The sequence below is a fragment of the Kocuria soli genome (assembly GCF_003797835.1).
Lineage (GTDB): Bacteria > Actinomycetota > Actinomycetes > Actinomycetales > Micrococcaceae > Kocuria > Kocuria soli.
Genome location: NZ_RKMF01000002.1, coordinates 262024 through 281402, shown reverse-complemented (window position 1 = coordinate 281402; position 19379 = coordinate 262024). Strand labels below are relative to the sequence as shown.

17 protein-coding genes are annotated in these 19379 nt (G+C 66.4%); 2 read left to right on the top strand and 15 right to left on the bottom strand.

The window, feature by feature from the left end:
- On the top strand, window positions 1-394 hold a 394-nt coding region (locus tag EDL96_RS13595; RefSeq protein WP_233568630.1), incomplete at its 5' end, for a hypothetical protein.
- Between the two features lie 73 nt (window positions 395-467).
- A complete protein-coding gene (locus EDL96_RS02830) occupies window positions 468-764 on the top strand; it encodes a hypothetical protein (protein WP_123824252.1) in 297 nt (98 codons plus the stop codon).
- 253 nt (window positions 765-1017) lie between these two features.
- On the opposite strand, the gene pyk is transcribed toward EDL96_RS02830, so the two are convergent.
- The 15 genes from pyk to EDL96_RS02755 all read right to left on the bottom strand — a co-directional run bounded on the left by pyk (window position 1018) and on the right by EDL96_RS02755 (window position 19373).
- Window positions 1018-2502 carry a pyruvate kinase gene (pyk, locus tag EDL96_RS02825; RefSeq protein ID WP_123824250.1) on the bottom strand — a complete coding sequence of 495 codons (1485 nt, stop codon included), beginning with the start codon at window positions 2500-2502 and terminating at the stop codon, window positions 1018-1020.
- Between the two features lie 261 nt (window positions 2503-2763).
- Window positions 2764-4224, bottom strand: a complete 1461-nt coding sequence (locus tag EDL96_RS02820) for a glutamate synthase subunit beta (RefSeq protein ID WP_123824248.1) — start codon at window positions 4222-4224, stop codon at window positions 2764-2766.
- Window positions 4217-8935 carry a glutamate synthase large subunit gene (gltB, locus tag EDL96_RS02815; RefSeq protein ID WP_123824246.1) on the bottom strand — a complete coding sequence of 1573 codons (4719 nt, stop codon included), beginning with the start codon at window positions 8933-8935 and terminating at the stop codon, window positions 4217-4219. Before gltB ends, EDL96_RS02820 begins: the two co-directional genes overlap by 8 nt.
- A 160-nt stretch (window positions 8936-9095) precedes the next feature.
- Window positions 9096-10073 (bottom strand): prolipoprotein diacylglyceryl transferase, encoded by a 978-nt coding sequence (lgt, locus tag EDL96_RS02810; RefSeq protein ID WP_325049526.1) that lies wholly within the window; start codon window positions 10071-10073, stop codon window positions 9096-9098.
- Window positions 10074-10075: 2 nt separating this feature from the next.
- A complete protein-coding gene (gene trpA / locus EDL96_RS02805; RefSeq protein ID WP_407656897.1) occupies window positions 10076-10912 on the bottom strand; it encodes a tryptophan synthase subunit alpha in 837 nt (278 codons plus the stop codon).
- A gap of 5 nt (window positions 10913-10917) precedes the next feature.
- Window positions 10918-13041 carry a tryptophan synthase subunit beta gene (gene trpB, locus EDL96_RS13995; RefSeq protein ID WP_123824240.1) on the bottom strand — a complete coding sequence of 708 codons (2124 nt, stop codon included), beginning with the start codon at window positions 13039-13041 and terminating at the stop codon, window positions 10918-10920.
- Window positions 13042-13250: 209 nt separating this feature from the next.
- Window positions 13251-13517, bottom strand: coding sequence for an HGxxPAAW family protein (locus EDL96_RS02795; protein ID WP_123824238.1), 267 nt, complete (start codon window positions 13515-13517; stop codon window positions 13251-13253).
- A 167-nt stretch (window positions 13518-13684) separates the two neighbouring features.
- On the bottom strand, window positions 13685-14308 hold the full coding sequence (locus tag EDL96_RS02790) for a Trp biosynthesis-associated membrane protein (protein WP_158609468.1): 624 nt from the start codon (window positions 14306-14308) through the stop codon (window positions 13685-13687).
- Window positions 14305-15906: an anthranilate synthase component I gene (locus tag EDL96_RS02785; protein WP_123824234.1), complete on the bottom strand. Its 1602-nt coding sequence runs from the start codon at window positions 15904-15906 to the stop codon at window positions 14305-14307. Before EDL96_RS02785 ends, EDL96_RS02790 begins: the two co-directional genes overlap by 4 nt.
- A gap of 28 nt (window positions 15907-15934) precedes the next feature.
- Window positions 15935-16375 carry a phosphoribosyl-AMP cyclohydrolase gene (gene hisI / locus EDL96_RS02780; RefSeq protein WP_123824232.1) on the bottom strand — a complete coding sequence of 147 codons (441 nt, stop codon included), beginning with the start codon at window positions 16373-16375 and terminating at the stop codon, window positions 15935-15937.
- Between the two features lie 37 nt (window positions 16376-16412).
- Entirely contained in the window at window positions 16413-17177 is a 765-nt protein-coding gene (gene hisF, locus EDL96_RS02775) for an imidazole glycerol phosphate synthase subunit HisF (protein ID WP_123824230.1), read from the bottom strand.
- A gap of 51 nt (window positions 17178-17228) precedes the next feature.
- A complete protein-coding gene (hisG, locus tag EDL96_RS02770) occupies window positions 17229-18074 on the bottom strand; it encodes an ATP phosphoribosyltransferase (RefSeq protein WP_123824229.1) in 846 nt (281 codons plus the stop codon).
- Window positions 18075-18189: 115 nt separating this feature from the next.
- Window positions 18190-18453, bottom strand: a complete 264-nt coding sequence (locus EDL96_RS02765; RefSeq protein ID WP_123824227.1) for a phosphoribosyl-ATP diphosphatase — start codon at window positions 18451-18453, stop codon at window positions 18190-18192.
- Window positions 18454-18512: 59 nt separating this feature from the next.
- Complete coding sequence (locus EDL96_RS02760) at window positions 18513-18722, bottom strand: hypothetical protein (protein ID WP_123824225.1); 210 nt, start codon at window positions 18720-18722, stop codon at window positions 18513-18515.
- A 246-nt stretch (window positions 18723-18968) separates the two neighbouring features.
- The gene (locus EDL96_RS02755; protein ID WP_123824223.1) at window positions 18969-19373 is read right to left on the bottom strand and encodes a cytochrome c oxidase subunit 4; all 405 of its coding nucleotides are present in this window, start codon (window positions 19371-19373) and stop codon (window positions 18969-18971) included.
- Between the last annotated feature and the right edge of the window lie 6 nt (window positions 19374-19379).

Below are 19379 nucleotides of genomic sequence, written 5' to 3'. Positions count from 1 at the left end.
ACGCCTGCGCCGTCGCCTGGTCGTTCGGCTCATTGCCTGCGGTTCGTTCCTGCTGATCGTGGCTCATCTCAGCCACCGCCTTCCTAGCTCTCATCGAGAGGTAGGTGCGTTTACAGAACCTCGGCTATCCGACGCTGGCATGTCCACCCGGGCTATCGCTCCCATCGTCGGGACGTCCCAGATGCAGGTCTCCCGCGATGTGCGGCAGGTGAAACCCTATGTTTCACCTGAGCCGCGGGGTGACAGCTACCCTGAGCTTGTCGAGGGCGCTGAGACCGAGCCAGTGGAGGTCTACCAGTCGATCAGCCGTGACGCCGAGCTGATCGAGCCGGTCAAGGTCACTGGGATGGATGGCAAGGAGTACACCCGGCCCACGCCGCGAATCCGCGGGTGATGGCAGTGTCCTCACCCTCAGTAGTTGAGTGTCGCCCAATGAGCTTGGTTAGGTGCTACGGCACAATTCGAGTATGGACGAATTCAACTGCCGTACTTGTCACACGCCTCGCTATCTGTGGGTCCTCCACGGCACAGAGGTGGAAGCGCGGACGCGCATCTTCGGCGTCCACCAGGGCGGTGCTAGGTTCAAGCGCACCACCGGTGGGTACTACGAGATCCGGTACTTCTGCCGCCGTTGCGGTCAGCAAGACTCCATGCGGATCACGGACCCGGAAGCCTTTCCGGACCCGTCTGAGGTGCTCGAGGACTCCGAGGTGGAGGCTGAGTTGGGCTACATCCTGGGGCCAGGTGAATCGCTCCAATCGTGACGGCGCCGTGCCCACATTCTGCCCACACTTACCCCCGATTCCGGGTGATTCATTGGGTCTCTGAGAGAGTCAGAGCCGCATGATTCCGGGGGTCCACTCCCCCAACCTGCGGTGTTGCGAGAGTTCGAGTCCCACCTTGGGCACCAAATCAGTGAGATCACGGCGTCCGGCTGGTCGTCAAAATATGGTCGCCAACACGGAGAGGCCCCGGGGATGATCCCCGGGGCCTCTCCGTGTTTCAGCAGCTGGTGCGTCAGTTCTCCTCGCCCCAGGGCCCGACGGTCTCGTGCACCTCCGGGGAGTCCTCAGCCAAGGCACCGGCGTCCTGCTGGTCGCCGATGCGGTGCACCTTGACCAGGTTCGTGGAACCCGCCACTCCTGGGGGCGATCCGGCGCAGATGACCACCAGGTCACCCGCAACGGCCCGACCGGACTTGTACATGTAGCGGTCGACCTGCTTGGTCATCTCGTCGGTGTGGTCCACGGCCTCGGTCAGAATGGGCTCCACACCCCACATGAGCGCGCAGAACGCGCTGACCTTCTGGCTGGGGGTGAAGGCCAGGATCGGCTGCGGCGGACGCAGGCGGCACAGGCGACGAGCGGAGTCGCCGGACTGCGTGAATGCGGTGATGTACGGGATGTCGAGCTGGCGCGAGATCGTCACCGCTGCGCGCGTGATCGCACCACCGCGGGTGCGGGGTTCCGTGCTGATCTCACCGATGCGCTCGAGTCCGTGACGCTCCGTGGCCTCCACGATGCGCGCCATGGTCTGGAGCGCCTCGATCGGGTACTGACCGATGGAGGTCTCCCCCGAGAGCATGACGGCGTCGGCGCCGTCGAGCACTGCGTTGGCGCAGTCGGATGCCTCCGCGCGGGTCGGCCGCGGGTTGTCCATCATGGTTTCCAGCACCTGCGTGGCCACGATGACCGGCTTCGCCCAACGACGGGCCAGTTCGATGGCACGCTTCTGGACCACGGGAACGTCCTCGAGGGGCAGCTCCACGCCGAGGTCACCACGGGCGACCATGATGCCGTCGAAGGAATCGATGATCTCGTGCAGGTTCTCAACCGCCTGCGGCTTCTCAATCTTGGCGATCACCGGGAGACGGATGCCTTCTTCGTCCATGATCTCGTGAACTCGCGAGATGTCGTCGCCGGTGCGCACGAAGGAGAGGGCAATGAGGTCCACGCCGGTGTTCAGCGCCCACCGCAGGTCCTCCTCGTCCTTGTCAGACAGGGCGGGGACGTTCACGGCAACGCCGGGGAGGTTGATGCCCTTGTTGTTGGAGACCTTGCCGGGGATCTCCACGACCGTGGTCACGTCGGTCTCCGTCACCGCTGTGGCACGCAGACGCACCTTGCCGTCGTCGATGAGCAGTTCGTCGCCCACGTTCACGTCCTGCGGGAGGCCCTTGAACGTGGTGCCACAGATTTCCTTGGTGCCTTCGACGTCGCGGTTGGTGATCGTGAATACGTCACCGACCTCGAGGAAGTGCGGTCCGTCCACGAAGGTCTCCAGACGGATCTTGGGACCCTGGAGGTCCGCCAGGATGGCCACGTTCTTGCCCAGGTCCGACGCGGCACGACGCAGGTTCTCGTACTGCATCAAGTGGGTCTCGTGGGTGTCGTGGCTCATGTTCAGACGAGCAACGTTGAGGCCGGCATTGATGGCCTCGGTGAGCTTCTCGTAGGAGGAAATGGCCGGGCCGATCGTGGCGACGATCTTAGCGCGTCTCATCAGTTATCCCTTTCGGTCGAGTGCTGTGTCCGCGGGGTGTGCCAGCGTGTCGACCCGTAACGTGCGTTCGATCGGACGGGCCGACGCGGCGTCACTGCCAGGACGTTGCGGCCGCAGAAGGGCGCGCATCGCTCTCCACCCTACTCGCCCCGGGCGATCCAGCGGCAACCCGCGCGGTGGGTTGCCCCGCGTTGTCCGCCACGAGAGAAGGCCCCCGGCTCGCTTCCGCGAGCCGGGGGCCCTCATCGTAGTTCTCGACGGTCAGCGCAGATCGATGCCGCGCGTCGTGGGGCCCACGGGGAACGGGAGTCGCGTGCTGCCCGTGAGGAACTTCTCGACGGAGGAGGCACAGGCCCGGCCTTCGGCGATGGCCCACACGACCAGCGATGCACCGCGCCCCGCATCGCCGCAGGAGAACACGCCGTCCACGTTGGTCATGTAGGTGTCGTCCCGGTCGATGTTGCCGCGTTGGTCCAGGCCGGTGCCGATCTGCTCGACGGCGTCGCCGGACTGGTTGCCTGTGAAGCCCAGGGCCAGCAGCACCAGATCAGCGGGAACCACGCGTTCCGTGCCCTCCTTCGGCACACGGCGACCGTCAGGGAGGTACTCGGTCTCGGCCACTCGCAGACCGGTGACGTGCCCATCCTCGCCGAGGAACTCAACGGTGGACGAGAGGTAGACACGATCGACACCCTCTTCGTGCGACGAGGAGACGTCCAGGACCCGGGGGTCCATGGGCCACGGTTGGTCCTCGGGACGATCCACCGGCAGTTCGAAACCGATCGCGATGTTGGTCACGGACGCCGCTTCCTGTCGGTTCGCGGTGCCGATGCAGTCGGAACCCGTGTCGCCACCGCCGAGGACCACGACGTGCTTGCCCTTCGCGTGGATCTGGTCGGGTACCTCATCCCCGGCGACCACACGGTTGGCCTGGGTCAGGTAGTCCATCGCGTGGTGGACACCGGCAAGGTCGCGGCCGGGCACACCCAGTTCACGGGGCTCCAGCGCACCGGTGGCCATGACCACGGCGTCGTACCGACGACGCAGCTGGTCCCAGGTGATGTCGCGTCCGATCTCGACACCGGTGCGGAAGCGGGTGCCCTCGGCGCGCATGACCTCGAGGCGGCGGTCCAGAACCTCCTTCTCGAGCTTGAAGTCCGGGATCCCGTAGCGCAGCAGGCCGCCGATGCGATCGTCACGTTCGTAGACGGCCACCGTGAAGCCGGCCTGGGTCAGCTGCTGTGCGGCCGCCAGACCTGCGGGTCCGGAGCCGACCACGGCCACGGTCTGTCCCACCAGGCGGTCCGGGATGAACGGCTCCACGATGTCTTCCTCGAAGGCCATCTCGCCGATCGCGTATTCGACCTGCTTGATCGTGACCGCGGGCTGGTTGATGCCCAGCACGCACGAGGTCTCGCACGGTGCCGGGCAGACCCGTCCCGTGAACTCGGGGAAGTTGTTGGTCGCGTGCATGCGGGCAACGGCCTCGCGGCTGTGTCCGCGCCAAACCAGGTCGTTCCACTCCGGGATGAGGTTGCCAAGGGGGCAACCGCGGTGACAGAACGGGATGCCGCAGTCCATGCAGCGCCCGGCCTGGGCCTTGAGCACCTCCGGATCCTGGGCCTTCTGGACCTCTTTGAAGTCCATGATGCGCACGGGGACGGGCCGCTTGGGCCGGTCCTGCCGCTCGGTGGTCTTGAGGAATCCGCGCGGATCAGCCACGGGTCGTCACCTCCAGGATCTTGTTCCAGGTTTCGTGCCCGTCGGGGTCGGAACCCTTCGCTTCGGCTTCGGCGCGCAGGCCCAGAACGGCCGAGTAGTCGCGCGGAAGCACCTTGGTCAGTCGGTTGAGGGTGGCGGGCAGCTCAGCGAGCAACGACAGCGCCTGAGCGGAGTCGGTCTCCTCGACGTGTCGCCGCAACAGGGTCTCCACGGTCACGGCGTCGTTCTCGTCCAGTTCCATGAGCATGAGCTCGCCCGAGGTACGGGACTGGAGATTCACCGAGGTCTCGGCGAGATCCAGAACGTAGGCAACACCACCGGACATACCGGCACCGAAGTTACGGCCGGTGGGCCCGATAATCAGCGCAAGGCCACCGGTCATGTATTCGCACCCGTGGTCACCAATGCCTTCGACGACGGCGGTGGCCCCGGAGTTGCGGACCAGGAAGCGCTCCCCCACGCGACCGCGCAGGAAGATCTCACCACCCGTGGCCCCGTAGCCGATGACGTTGCCGGCCACGACGTTCTCCTCGGCGGCGAAGCCCGCGTCATGCTCGGGGCGCACCACGATCCGCCCGCCCGAGAGGCCCTTGCCCGTGTAGTCGTTCGCGTCACCTTCCAGTCGCAGCGTGATGCCCTTGGGCATGAACGCGCCGAGGGACTGGCCCGCCTGCCCGTGGAGGGAAACGGTGATCGTGTCGTCAGCCAGATCGTCGGTCTGGAAGGACCGGGTCACCTCATAGCCGAGCATGGTGCCCACCGCACGGTCGGTGTTCACGATCCGGTGCTCAAGGGTGACCGGTTCACGCGTGGTCAGAGCCGGAGCAGCTTCCTCGATCAACGTGACGTCGAAGTGCTGGTCGAGTTCGTGGTTCTGTCCCTTGCCGGACCGCACCGCACGGCCATCGTGCTCAAGTACGGACGAGTGCAGGATCGGTCGGAGGTCGAGTCCCTGGGCCTTCCAGTGGTCGATCGCCTTCTGGGTCTTCAGGACCTCGGCGTGCCCGATCGCCTCGTCCATGGTGCGGAAGCCCAGCTGTGCCAAGAGCTCACGGACCTCCTCGGCGATGAACTTGAAGAAGTTGACCACGTGTTCGGCCTTGCCGGTGAAGCGTTCACGCAGGACGGGGTTCTGGGTGGCCACGCCCACGGGGCAGGTGTCCAGGTGACACTTGCGCATCATGATGCAGCCCTCGACCACCAGCGGCGCGGTGGCGAACCCGAACTCCTCGGCCCCCAGCAGGGCAGCGATCATCACGTCGCGCCCGGTCTTGAGCTGACCGTCGGCCTGGACCACCACGCGTTCGCGCAGGTTGTTGAGCATCAGGGTCTGTTGCGTCTCCGCCAGGCCCAGTTCCCACGGCAGACCGGCGTGCTTGAGCGAGTTCAGGGGTGCCGCGCCGGTGCCGCCGTCGTGCCCGGAGACCAGGACGACGTCGGCACGCGCCTTGGTCACGCCGCTGGCCACGGTGCCGATCCCGATTTCGGAGACGAGCTTGACGTGAACCCGAGCCCGCGGGTTGGCGCGCTTGAGGTCGTAGATCAGCTGGGCGAGGTCTTCGATCGAGTAGATGTCGTGGTGCGGCGGTGGGGAGATGAGCGAGACCCCGGGGGTGGAGTGTCGGGTGCGGGCCACCCACGGGTAGACCTTCTGGGCCATCAGCTGGCCGCCCTCACCGGGCTTGGCCCCCTGGGCCATCTTGATCTGGATGTCCTCGGCGTTGGTCAGGTAGAGGCTGGTGACGCCGAAACGTCCGGAGGCCACCTGCTTGATCGCGGACCGTCGCGCCGGATCCATGAGACGGTCCACGTCCTCGCCGCCTTCACCGGTGTTCGACTTGCCACCGATCTGGTTCATGGCGATGGCCAGTGTCTCGTGCGCCTCCTTGGAGATCGAGCCGTAGGACATGGCCCCCGTGGAGAACCGTTTGAGGATCGACTCGATGGGTTCGACCTCGTCGATCGGCACCGGCGTGCGGGACTCGTCGAAGTGCAGCAGACCGCGGATGGTTTTGAGTTCGGAGGCCTGGTCGTCGACCAGCCGGGTGTAGGTCTTGAAGACGTCGTACCGCCCCGTCTTGGTCGCGTGCTGCAGACGGAAGACGGTCTCGGGGCTGAACAGGTGTGGTGCGCCGTCGCGTCGCCAGTCGTACTCGCCACCGGTCTCCAGACCGATGTAGGGCTCCTTGACACCGTCGGCCGGGTAGCCGCGGCGGTGCCGGGCGGCAGCTTCTTCAGCGATGACGTCCAGACCGACGCCGTCGATCTGCGAGGGCGTGCCCGCGAAGAAGTCGTCGATGACTTCGGCCGAGAGTCCCAGGGCCTCGAAGGTCTGGGCACCGCAGTAGGAGGAGACAGTGGAGATGCCCATCTTGGACATGATCTTCTGCACGCCTTTACCCAGGGCCTTGATGAGGTTGTGCACGGCTTGTTCTTCCGTGACCCCCGCAATCTGACCGGTGCGCACCAGCTCCTCGGCGGATTCCATGGCCAGGTACGGGTTGACCGCGGACGCGCCGTAGCCGATCAGCAGGGCGACGTGGTGCACCTCGCGGACGTCGCCGGCCTCGACGACGAGCGAGCACCGGGTGCGGGTGGCCGAGCGAAGCAGGTGGTGGTGGATCGCGCTGGTCAGCAGGAGCGACGGAATCGGTGCCCACTGACCGTTCGAGTCGCGGTCCGAGATCACGACGAACTCGACACCACGGTTGACGGCGGCCGATACCTTCTCGCAGATCTCGGCGATCCGTGCGCGCAGGCCGGCTCCACCGCCTTCGGGGCGGTACAGGCCGCGGACCTTGAGCGCGATGGGCATGCCGTCGTCGTCGTCCAGGTGCACGATCTGGTCCAGCTGATCGTTGTTGATGACCGGGAAGTCCAGACCGATCTGGTGGGTCCTGACCTGCTTGGTGGTCAGTAGGTTGCCCATGGGGCCCAGCGCACCCTTGAGGCTGGTGACCAGCTCTTCCCGGATGGCGTCCAGCGGCGGGTTGGTGACCTGGGCGAACGACTGGACGAAGTAGTCGAACAGCAGGTGCGGACGGTCGGCCAGGACCGCCACGGGAGTGTCGGTGCCCATGGCGTAGATGGGCTCGGCACCGGCCAGGGCCATGGGGCCCACGATCTTCCGCAGTTCCTCGTGGGTGTACCCGAAGGTCTTCTGCCGCAGTTCGATCGAACGCCGCGGGTGAACCATGTGCTCGCGCTGCGGGAGGTCCTCGAAGCGGACCAGGTTGCCGGAGGTCCACTCCCGCCACGGTTTGAGGGAGGCCACCTCCCGCTTGATTTCGGCGTCCTCGATGATCCGCCCGTCGACGGTGTCGACCAGGAACATGGTTCCGGGCGAGACGCGCCCCTTGCGCACGATCTTGCGATCGGAGAGATCGACGACGCCGACCTCGGAGGCGAACACAACCAGGCCGTCCTCGGTCTCCCAGAACCGTCCCGGGCGCAGGCCGTTGCGGTCCAGGACCGATCCCACGCGACGACCGTCCGTGAAGGCCACTGCCGCGGGCCCGTCCCAGGGCTCCATGAGGGTCGAGTGGTACTCGTAGAAGGCCTTGCGGTCCGGATCCATGGTCTCGTGGTTCTCCCAGGCTTCCGGAATCATCATCATCATGGCCTGGGTGATCGGACGACCGGAGAGCATGAGCAGCTCAGCGACCTCGTCCAAGGACTGGGAGTCGGAGGCGCCCTCGGAACAGATCGGGAACAGTTCCTCGGGGTTGCGCCCCAGCAGCGGCGACTTCAGCTGCGACTGGCGGGCCCTCATCCAGTTGCGGTTGCCCTTGACCGTGTTGATCTCCCCGTTGTGCGCCAGGATGCGCATGGGCTGTGCCAAGGGCCAGGACGGGAACGTGTTGGTCGAGAACCGGGAGTGGACGATCGCGAGCCGTGTGCCGAAGCGTTCGTCGGACAGGTCCGGGTAGAACGGTTCCAACTGGGCCGTCGTCAGCATTCCCTTGTAGACGATCGTGGCAGAGGAGAAGGACGGGAAGTACACGCCCAGACGGTTCTGAGACCGCTTGCGCAGACGGAACGCCTTCTGGTCCAACTGGCGCTGCGCGGCCTCTCCGTTCAGCGTGTACACGGGAATGTGCCCGGTGAATGCCTCCTTGGCGTCCGGGGCCTCCCGCACGAAGACCTGCGCGAAGTAGGGCATCACGGAACGGGCGGCGGAACCCACCGCGGATTCCTCGATGGGCACGTCCCTCCAGCCAAGGACCTGCAGGCCTTCGGTCTCAGCGATCTTGGCGATGGCGGTCTTGAGCTTGTCGGCCTTGGCTGTGCCCTGAATGCCCGTGGGCAGGAAGGCGGAACCCACGGCGTAGGAACCGAACGGCGGAAGTTCGAAGTCGAGGACCTCGCGGAAGAATCCGTCGGGGACTTGGAGCAGGATTCCGGCGCCGTCGCCCGTGCCCTCGTCGCCGCCCACGGCTCCCCGGTGTTCGAGTGCTCGCAGGGCGGTCAGGGCCTTCTCCACGATGTCGTGGTCGGCGGTGCCGTTGAGGTTGGCGACAACGGCCAGGCCGCAGGCGTCCTTCTCCTCCTCCGGTTTGTAGAGTCCCTGTTCCTCGGGTGCCGTGGAAAAGCGGCGGAACGGCGACTCAGGGACGTCCGTGGACTCTTCCACACCGTCGACGTCGGCTGGCTGGGCTGCGCCGGGGGCCTGGTTCTGCGGATCCTGCTGCCCGAAATCGGACTGCGACATAGAGGTTCTCCTCACTGGGCGGGACGGTGACGCCTCCCTGGGGGCGTGCGCGCACGCGGGCACCATGAAGGGTGGGGGTGCGGTGCGTCCTCGGACCGGTCGCCGACAGAATACGTCCGGGACGTTGCGCGTTTGTTACGGGATGATGGTGTGGCCGGGGTCACCGGGTGCGGTCGGTGGCGGGGTCCGTATCGGGAGCCGTGGTGGGCTCCTCGACCGCATCCGTGCGGAGAGTGGCAGCCTCAGTGCCGTCGTGCGCCGTAGTGGGGTCAACGGACGAGGAGGCTGCGGCCGTGCCGTCGTCAGTGCGACATCGGCTCCTGCGGCTGAGGATCCAGAAGAGCACCAAGCCCAACAAGATCAGTCCGGCCGCTGTGAACACGTGGATGCGGACACCCATGAGGGTGTATGACGGGTCGATTCGCAGGAACAGTTCGATCAACATTCGCCCAAGGCCGTACCAGATCAGGTACACGGCAAACAGTCGGCCGCCGTCCACTCTCCCTTCGGTACGGGCAGAACGCCCGAGCCAGATCAAGACCGCCGCACCCAGCAGGTTCCACAGCGATTCGTACAGGAACGTGGGGTGAAAAAGCGTGTCCACCGGCATGCCGGCCAGGAAATTGCCTGACTGCGGGCTGATCTCCAGACCCCAGGGCAACGTGGTGGGACCCCCGAAGAGCTCCTGGTTGAACCAGTTGCCCCAGCGACCGATCGCCTGTGCCACCAGGAGACTTGGCGCGACGCAGTCGGCAAAGGTCGCGAAAGAAACGCTGTTGCGCCGACAGACGATCCAGACCGCCAGGGCTCCGAAGGCCACGGCCCCCATGATGCCCAGCCCGCCGTGCCACAACATGGGGATCTCCCGCAGGCCTTCCCACGAGCCGAAGTAGTAGGTTGGGTCCGTGATCGCCACGTGGTAGAGCCGGGCACCCACGATGCCCATGGGGATCGCCAACAGGGCTGCGTCCAGGACGATGTCCGGGTCCAGACCGCGGTCCCGCCAGCGCTTCCGCGTCAGCATGATCGCGGCCACCATCCCCAGCATGATGCACAGGGCGTAGGCGTGGATGGTGAGCGGTCCGAGGTTGAAGCTGGACCAGTCCGGGGACGGAATGGACTGTGGGATCAGTGCCATCATCACTTCCGTCCGGCCAACTGTGCCGTCAACGCCCCCACCGCTGCGGGACCTCCTTCGCCCAGGGCGCGGACGAGTGCGGTTCCGACGATGACACCGTCGGCGTAGGCACCGATCTCCTCCACGTGCTGGCGGGTGGACACGCCAAGACCCACGCAGATGTTGCGTGCCCCGGCGGCACGGGCGCGTTCGACGACGCTGCTCGCGGCGTTCGACACCGCGTCGCGGGCACCGGTGACACCCATGATGGAGACCGCGTACACGAATCCGCTGGACGCCTTGACGGTCAGGTCCATCCGTTCGCGCGTGCTCGAAGGTGCCACCAGGAAGATTCGGTCCAAACCGTGTGCGAGCGAGGCCTTGAACCATTCGTCGGCTTCGTCCGGGATCAGGTCCGGGGTGATGATCCCGGCACCACCCGCGGCGGCGAGTTCCCGCGCGAAGCGGTCTACCCCGCGCTGCATGATCGGGTTCCAGTAGGACATGACCACCGGGACGGCGTTGGTTCGGGTGGAGATGGCCTCGATCACCTCGAAGACCTGGGCCACGCGGAAACCGTTGGCCAGGGCTGTGGTGGTGGCATGTTGAATCACGGCTCCGTCCATGACGGGATCGGAGTACGGAATGCCGATTTCGATGATGTCGGCTCCGTTGTTCCCCAACGCCACCGCAGCTTCGATGGATTCGGGCAGGGTGGGGTATCCCGCGGGGAGATAACCGACCAGGGCCGGTCGTCCTTCGGCGCGACACTGTTCGATGCGCTGGGCCAGGCGGGACTGCCTGGGCTCGAGGACCTCCGGCGGGAGCAGGCGTGCGGCAAGGTCCTTGGGTTCCGCCATGGTCATCACCGGGACTCCTCGTCGATCTCGTCGTGTTCTTCGGGGACCAGCCCGAACCACTTGGCCGCGGTCGCCACGTCCTTGTCCCCACGGCCGGAGAGGGACACGACCACGACCTTGTCTGCCGCAGCATCAGGGCCGAGCTCGCCCACCCAGCGCTGCCCGAGCTTGACCGCACCGGCCAGCGCGTGCGAGGACTCGATCGCCGGGATGATGCCTTCGGTGCGGCACAACAGACGGAACGCGTCCATGGCCTCCGTGTCCGTGACGGCTTCGTACCGTGCCCGTCCGATGGCGCTGAGGTAGGCGTGCTCCGGTCCCACTGCCGGGTAGTCGAGGCCCGCGGAGATCGAGTGGGACTCGATGGTCTGTCCGTCCTCGTCCTGCATCAGGAAGGTCTTGGCGCCGTGCAGGACACCGGGGCGCCCCAGGGAGATCGTGGCGGCGTGGCGAGGGGTGTCGATTCCGTCGCCACCGGCTTCGAAGCCCCACAGTTCGACGTCGGGATCGTCCAGGAATCCGTGGAAGATGCCGATGGCGTTCGATCCGCCCCCGACGCACGCCGAAACAGCGTCGGGCAGGCGGCCGAGCCGCGACAAGGTCTGGGCCCGGGCCTCGTCACCGATCTGTTGGTGGAACCAACGGACCATCGCGGGGAACGGGTGCGGGCCGGCGGCCGTTCCGAGCAGGTAGTGCGTGGTGTCCACGGAGGCCACCCAGTCGCGCAGTGCCTCGTTGATCGCGTCCTTGAGCGTCCGGGAACCGTTCTCGACGGCCACCACGGAGGCGCCCAGCAACTGCATGCGCGCGACGTTGAGCGCCTGCCGTTCGGTGTCCTCGGCGCCCATGTACACGACACACTCCATGCCCATGAGGGCCGCCGCGGTTGCGGTCGCCACACCGTGCTGGCCGGCTCCGGTCTCGGCGATCAGCCGGTTCTTGCCCATGCGCTTGGCCAGCAGGGCCTGCCCCAGGACGTTGTTGATCTTGTGGGATCCGGTGTGGTTGAGGTCCTCGCGCTTGAGCAGCACGCGACACCCGATCTCCCGGGAGAAGCGCTCGGCCTCCGTGAGCAGGGAGGGCCGGTTGGCGTAATCGCGGCTGAGGCGACGGAACTCTTCCAGGAAGTCCTCGTCCGCCTTCGCCTTCTCGAAGGTCTCTTCGACCTGGTCCAGGGCGGCGATGAGCGATTCCGGCATCCACCGTCCGCCGAAGTCGCCGTAGTACGGGCCCGGGGCCTCCGACAGACGACCGGAAACGCCATCCCCCTGGCTCGCTGCGCGTCGCGCTGCCCGGGCGGAGGCACCGACCGTGCGGAAGGTGGCCACCGTGCCCAGGGGGTCACCCGCTCGGACCAGGGCCTCACCCGTCAGGACGGCATCCGCCCCGTGCCCCGCGTAGAGCTCGACGTGCTCGGCATCGGTCACCCCCGATTCGGCCACCAGCACGGCGTCCTCGGGAAGGTGCTCGGCGAGGCGTCCGAACAGGTCCGGGTCCACCTCCAGGGTCTTGAGATTGCGTGTGTTCACGCCGACGATGCGCGCGCCCACGCGTCGAGCGCGTTCGATCTCCTCGGTGGTGTGTGTTTCCACTAGGGCTTCCATGCCGAGGCTGCGGGTGAGGTCGAGGAAGCCGGCCAGCGTGGCGTCGTCCAGGGCCGCCACGATCAGGAGCACCAGATCCGCGCCGTGCGCCCGGGCTTCCCAGATCTGGTACTCGTCCACCGTGAAGTCCTTGCGCAACACGGGGATGTCGACGGCGGTTCGCACGGCGTCGAGATCGGCCAGAGAGCCGTTGAACCGCCGTGCCTCGGTGAGGACTGAGATCACCGCCGCTCCCCCACGTTCGTAGGCAGAGGCCAACAGGGCGGGGTCCGTGATCGGTGCCAGGGCCCCCTTGGACGGGGAGGATCGCTTGACCTCCGCGATGACCTCGAGGGAATCGGCGTGCGGGCCGCGGAGCGCGGCAACCGCGTCCCTGGGCGGTTCAGCGGCCTTCGCCGCCGCCTTGACCTCCTCCAGCGGAAGCAAGGTCTTGCGTGCCTCGAGGTCTTCGCGAACCCCGGCGATGATCTCGTCGAGGACGGTTCCGGTGGCTCGGTCCGAACCTGCTGCGGACGGCTGGGTCATGCTGATCTCAATTCCTCATCGCGTCATGGATGCGTCGTCGGACTCGGAGCGCAACCGCTGCTGACGCAACGCGCTGCGAAGGACGATGATGCAAACGGCCAGTCCCGGGATCAGGACTGGCCGCTGCGTGGATTCACCGTGGCCCGGAAGGCGTGTGACCTGACCGTGGAGGAGCGCTCCGAAAGGAGTTCGCCCCGGCCGGTGATCACTCAGTGGCGGGCGCCACCGTTCTCCATCGCGCGCTTGGCTTCACCTTCGTAGCCCATGCCCATCTTCTTCATCACGAAGCCGACCACCAGGCCCACACCGCACAGTGCGAGGCCGACCCAGAACAACGTCATGGCAGGCAGGGTGAAGCCGATGACGCCGAGCAGCACGCCCACGGTCAGGATCGCCACGCACGCCCAGGCGGCGGGGGTGTTCCCGTGTCCGACGTATCCGGTGTGGTCCAGGACGATCTCATTCTGGTTGGACATCTGCTCGGTCTCCCGTGGAGTCGTGGCCCGGCCACCGCCGGACCCAAGGTTTTTCGAGGGTGTGGCGGCCCGGAGGCCGCCGGTGGAACCACATGCCGTTCAACTGCATCCGGTCCTGGTGTTTGCTCTGGTGCTCATTGTGCCATCACGTCATGATTCCCGTGGACTCAACGCCCCGTCGGATCGTCACCTTCGCTCAACGCATCCCACGCGTCGATGCCGTCTCGGCGGGCCAGGTCGGCATCATGTCCGGAGCCCAACGACGGCGATCCCCGGTCGGCTCCGTCGGCCCCCTCCCCGCGGGTGACCTGGTACTTGGAGGTACCACCGACCGCCCAGCCCCGCATGACGATCATCGTCCAGACACCGGAGAGCACCAGCAGGAGACCGGTGGCCACGGCACACCAGGGCCAGAAGCTCATGACCTGCTCCGTGTCCGCTCCGATCAGCCCGGACGAGTCACCCACGGCGGTCTCCGTGGCGTGATCGGGTTGCAGGACTGCTCCCAGGACGGATGCAACGGCACCCACCGCGACCAGGGGAATGATGGCCGCCACGACCCAGCGCACCCGTCGTCCGGCGATACTCAACGCGAGGGCTGCGGCCGCAGCCACCAATGCCAGCGCCGGCACCGCCGGAGCAGCCTGCGTGCCCCGCACGGCCACGTGCACGTCCTGCACGGGGTTGGGCACGGTCACGTTGAACCAGACCAGGGAGGCGGACCCGAACAGCAGTGCTGCAAGGACCAGGTTCAGCAGGACCAGAGGGCCTTTGCCGCGCAGCCGCCTCACAGCCGCTCCCCCTGGCCGAGGGCGCGTAATTGTTCGGCCATCAGGGCCGCACGCAGCGGCGCCGTCGCTTTGTTGAGTGATTCCGTGGCTTCCGACTCCGGAACGGAATCGGCCACGATCCCCCCGCCGGCCTGGACATAGGCCTTGCCGTCGACCAGCAGAGCTGTGCGGATGGCGATGGCCATGTCCATGTCACCGGCGAAGTCCATGTAGCCCACCACACCGCCGTACACGGCACGGCGGAACGGTTCGTACTGGTCGAGCAACTGAAGTGCCCGGGGCTTCGGTGCCCCCGACAGTGTTCCGGCGGGGAAGGTTGCGGCGAGCACGTCGTAGGCATGGGTGTCGTCACGCATCTTTCCGACGACGTTGGAGCACAGGTGCATGATGTGGCTGAAGCGCTCGACCTCCATGAATTCCGTGACGTCGACGGTTCCCGGGACGCACACCTTGGAGAGGTCGTTGCGGGAGAGGTCCACGAGCATCAGGTGCTCGGCGCGTTCCTTGTCGTCGGCCAGCAGATCCTTCTCGAACACCAGGTCCTCTGCGGGCGTGGCGCCGCGCGGTCTGGACCCTGCAATCGGGTGCGTCACCACTTCCCGGTCGGTCACGGTCACCAGGGCCTCCGGTGAGGAACCCACGATCTGGTAGTCGCGGCCGTGGGCGTCCTCGAACGAGTAGAGGTACATGTACGGACTCGGGTTGATGCGCCGCAGTGCGCGATACACGTCCAGGGGTGCGGCGGAGAGTGCAGTCTCGAACCGTCGGGAGATGACGACCTGGAAGATCTCCCCGTCCACGATGGCCTGTTTGGCCTCCTGGATCGAGTCCAAGAAGATCTCGCGGTCCCAGGACTGGTCCACGAGGGATTCCATGTCCGGACTGCTTCCACCGCCGGACATGGCACCAACACCATCCCGGCCCCGCGCTTCTTCCTTCGTGACGCTCACCTGACCGGCCGATGAGGACAGCTTCGCCAGCATGTCATGCACGCGATCCAGAGCGTCCTGGTAGGCCTGGTCCACACGCTCGTCGGTGCCGTCGGCGTTGATGGCGTTCGCCACCAAGGTCACGGTCCCGTTCTGGCTGTCATGCACGGCCATGTCGGCGACAAGGTTCATCGCCAGTTCGGGAATACCGAGGTCGTCCCGTGGCGGATTGGGGAGCTTCTCCCAGTGCCGAACGGCCTCCCAACCGACAAAACCGACCATGCCGGAGGTCAGCGGAGGCGCGTCGTTGAACCGGGACGTGTGCAGGACGTCCATCGTCGTTCGCAGGGCCTCGACCGGACTGCCCGCCGTCGGCAGCCCCACGGGGGGTTCCCCGATCCAGGTGGCCTCGCCGTCGTCACTGGTCAGGGTGGCCCGTGAGCTGACCCCCACCCATGACCAGCGCGACCAGATGCCCTGCGCCGCGGACTCCAGCAGGAAGGTTCCAGAAGGCGCCGTTCCGTCGGGCCGCAGGACCAAGGTCCGGTACAGGCCGATGGGCGTCATGGCGTCGGCCAGAACCGTGGTCCGGACCGGGATGACACGGTGCGTCCGTGCCAGGTCGCGGAACTCCTCGAGGGAGGGGCTGATGGTGCCCAGTTCGTCCATGTCCGTTCTCCTGACGGGATCGGTCGGTTCAGCGTGATGGTGCGTCGGCATTCCCGACGACGGCGGGCAGGTCCCCGCCGTCGAAACAGGTCCGGGTGTCCCGGTGACAGGCGTTGCCCACCTGGTCCACCCGGATCAGCAAGGCGTCGCCGTCGCAGTCCAGGGCCACGGACTGCACGTACTGGCGGTGGCCCGAGGTGTCGCCCTTTCGCCAGTACTCCTGACGGGAGCGGGACCAGAACGTCACGCGGCCGGTGCTCAGGGTCCGGTGCAGTGCCTCGTCGTCCATCCACCCCAGCATGAGCACTTCGTTCGTGTCGAACTGCTGGATGATCGCGGCCACCAGTCCGTGGTCGTCTCGCTTGAGAGCACGTGCGATCTCGGATGGCAGACCGTGCTCCGCGGTTACCGGATCAGGGTCGCCGGGGGCTGCGCGGTCAGGGATTTTCTGGGTGGGCTCTTCGGACATCACTGGACACTATAGGGCGGGTGGAGCCGTCTCCCGTTCAGCGGACGGCGTGACCCTCGGCGCGCAGTGCCGCCTTCACCTCGGCAATGGCACCGACGGGTCCGAAGTGGAAGACCGACGCGGCCAGGACGGCGTCGGCACCCGCCGCCACCGCCGGAGGGAAGTGCCCGGGCTCCCCCGCTCCGCCGGAGGCGATCAACGGCACCGTCGTCGCGGACCGGACCTCGCGGATCATGTCCACGTCGAAGCCCTCGCGTGTTCCGTCGGCGTCCATCGAGTTGAGCAGGATCTCCCCGACTCCACGCGACTCGGCCTCGGCCGCCCATTCGACGGCGTCCACCCCGGTCAGGTTCCGGCCACCGTGCGTGGTGACCTCGAATCCCGACGGGGTGTTGCCCGTGCGTTTGGCATCGCAGGAGAGCACGAGCACCTGGTTGCCGAAGCGACGGGTGATCTCGTTGATCACCTCCGGCCGGTTGATCGCCGCCGTGTTGATCGATGCCTTGTCCGCCCCGCAGCGCAGGAGTCGGTCGACGTCGTCAACGGAACGGACGCCGCCTCCCACCGTGAGCGGAATGAAGACCTGCTCCGCGGTTCGGGCCACGACGTCGTACATCGTGCTCCGGGCCGAGGAGGACGCGGTGACGTCCAAGAAGGTTAGTTCGTCGGCACCCGCGCGGTTGTAGCGTTCGGCAAGTTCCACGGGGTCGCCGGCATCCCGCAGGTTCTCGAAATTCACGCCCTTGACCACTCGACCTGCATCGACGTCCAGGCAGGGAATCACGCGTACAGCAACGGTCAAGACTTGGGCTTCCTTCCGAGGGGAGGCGGAACGTGACGACGCCGTCCGGCGTCAGATACGAGCGGCGTGAATCGGCGACACCAGGATTGCCCTGGCGCCCGCGGCGTACAGCGCGTCCATCACCTTGTTGGTGTCGGCGCGACGCACCATGGCGCGCACGGCCATCGAGTTGCCGTGACCCAGCGGCGAGATCGTGGGGCCCTGCATACCGGGGGTGATGGCGGTCGTAGCCTCCAGGTCGGATTCAGAGACGTCGTAGTCGATCATCACGTACTGCCGCGCAACCAGAACGCCCTGGAGGCGGCGGCGGAGAACGGCCAACCCCTCGGGCTCTTCCTCCCGGCGCGAGCGGATCAGCAGGGCTTCGGACTTCATGATGGGGTCGGCGAAGACTTCGAGCCCGGCGGCGCGCAGGGTGTTGCCCGTCTCCACGACGTCGGCGATGGCGTCGGCGACACCGAGCCGGATCGACGACTCAACCGCGCCGTCCAGACGGACGACCTCGGCGGCGACGTCGTTGTCCTTGAGGTAGTCGCGCAGCAGCTGGTCGTAGCTGGTGGCGATTCGCTTTCCCTCCAGATCGGCGAGTTCGCCGAACTCACCGCGTGGTCCTGCGAACCGGAAGGTCGACCGCGCGAAGTCCAGGGCGAGGTCCTCGTCTGCGTCGGCGCCGGAATCCAGGAGCAGGTCGCGACCCGTGATCCCCACGTCCAGGACGTCACCGCCCACGTAGACCGCGATGTCGCGTGGCCGCAGGTAGAAGAACTCGACGTTGTTCTCCGGGTCCACCAGGACCAGTTCGCGGGAGTCACGACGCTGCCGGTACCCGGCCTCCTTCAACATCGACGAGGCGGCTTCGGAGAGCGCTCCCTTGTTGGGCACGGCTACGCGGAGCATGGAGTGTCCTCTTCCTCAAGTCATGGAACGGAGTGGATCGGAATTCCACGGCGCGGGACGGGCGGACCATCGCGTACCGGGGTGTTGAATGAAAGCGAGGTGCTGAACTGAAGGCTCAGAGATGCCTGTAGACGTCCTCGAGCGTCAGTCCCTTGGCCACCATCATCACCTGGAGGTGGTAGAGCAGCTGGGAAATCTCCTCGGCTGCCTCGTCGGCGGACTCGTATTCACAGGCCATCCACACTTCGGCGGCCTCTTCAACCACCTTCTTGCCGATGCCGTGCACTCCACGGTCCAGTTCTGCCACGGTGCCGGAACCGGCGGGGCGCTCCACTGCCTTCTGGGACAGTTCGGCGAACAGCTGTTCGAAAGTCTTCACGCCCCCACCCTATCGGCCAGCACACGGGCGACCGAAAACGACCGACCCGCCGTCGTGTGTCAGCGCCGCACTGCAGACTCCTCTGGCCGCGAAGTGTCGGAGACGCCCTTCGACACGGGTGCCAGCGCGGGTGCACACAGCAGAGCCACCCCGACGACGGTCGCGATCCACCCGCGTCCCGTGTGGCCGACCGCCGCCAAGGTCCACAGCCCGAAGACGATGAGTCCGCTGCCCAGCAGAAGAAGCGTGTAGAAGGCGGTCTTGTTCATGTCGGTGATGCTCCGGTGACGTCGTTGTCGATCGTTGACTGCTCCGCAAGAACTTAGTGCTCAAGCTGACCCTGCCCGTATGGAGCAGAGCACAGCCAGCCCGAATGTGTCAGTCATCACGGCACCACGACCTCACTCGGATTCCGTCAATGCATCAAAGCGAAAACCGCCGCTTCGAACCGGTTGGTTCGAAGCGGCGGTTTGATCGGGCTGGATCAGCGACCAGGCGCCTGATGGCGGTAAGCGTCAGTGAGCGTGCTCGCCGGTGCTGTACTCGTACACGAGCCCGAGCAGGCCGAGGATGCCCAGCGGGACGGCCAGGCCCAGGATCCACCAGTCGATGGCCAGACCCAGAACCAGAATGGTGCACGCAGCACCCAGCAGGAGCGGCCACCAGCTCCACGGCGAGAAGTGCCCGTAGTCACCACTGCTCTGAGCGATCTCGCCTTCCAGGTCGTCCTCCGGCAGCAGCGCCTTGGTGGAGCGCAGGACCAGCGTCAGGTAGACGGCAAGCATGAAGCACATTGCACCCGTTGCCAACATGGCCGGGAACCCTGCCCACTCGTTGAATCTGGTGACGAATCCGTAGACGACCCCGGCACCGGTGACGAAGATTCCGACGATCCAGAGGGTGTAAATGGTTGCTTTCATCGGGAG

What these genes read in the sequence shown, in the direction of transcription:
- trpA (WP_407656897.1), bottom strand. Translation starts at nt 10,912, where the DNA reads ATGGCGGAACCCAAGGACCTTGCCGCACGCCTGCTCCCGCCGGAGGTC.
- EDL96_RS02795 (WP_123824238.1), bottom strand. Translation starts at nt 13,517, where the DNA reads ATGTCCAACCAGAATGAGATCGTCCTGGACCACACCGGATACGTCGGA.
- pyk (WP_123824250.1), bottom strand. Translation starts at nt 2,502, where the DNA reads ATGAGACGCGCTAAGATCGTCGCCACGATCGGCCCGGCCATTTCCTCC.
- lgt (WP_325049526.1), bottom strand. Translation starts at nt 10,073, where the DNA reads ATGGCACTGATCCCACAGTCCATTCCGTCCCCGGACTGGTCCAGCTTC.
- EDL96_RS02830 (WP_123824252.1), top strand. Translation starts at nt 468, where the DNA reads ATGGACGAATTCAACTGCCGTACTTGTCACACGCCTCGCTATCTGTGG.
- EDL96_RS02785 (WP_123824234.1), bottom strand. Translation starts at nt 15,906, where the DNA reads ATGGACGAACTGGGCACCATCAGCCCCTCCCTCGAGGAGTTCCGCGAC.
- EDL96_RS02760 (WP_123824225.1), bottom strand. Translation starts at nt 18,722, where the DNA reads ATGAACAAGACCGCCTTCTACACGCTTCTTCTGCTGGGCAGCGGACTC.
- trpB (WP_123824240.1), bottom strand. Translation starts at nt 13,041, where the DNA reads ATGACCCAGCCGTCCGCAGCAGGTTCGGACCGAGCCACCGGAACCGTC.
- gltB (WP_123824246.1), bottom strand. Translation starts at nt 8,935, where the DNA reads ATGTCGCAGTCCGATTTCGGGCAGCAGGATCCGCAGAACCAGGCCCCC.
- hisI (WP_123824232.1), bottom strand. Translation starts at nt 16,375, where the DNA reads ATGTCCGAAGAGCCCACCCAGAAAATCCCTGACCGCGCAGCCCCCGGC.
- EDL96_RS02755 (WP_123824223.1), bottom strand. Translation starts at nt 19,373, where the DNA reads ATGAAAGCAACCATTTACACCCTCTGGATCGTCGGAATCTTCGTCACC.
- hisG (WP_123824229.1), bottom strand. Translation starts at nt 18,074, where the DNA reads ATGCTCCGCGTAGCCGTGCCCAACAAGGGAGCGCTCTCCGAAGCCGCC.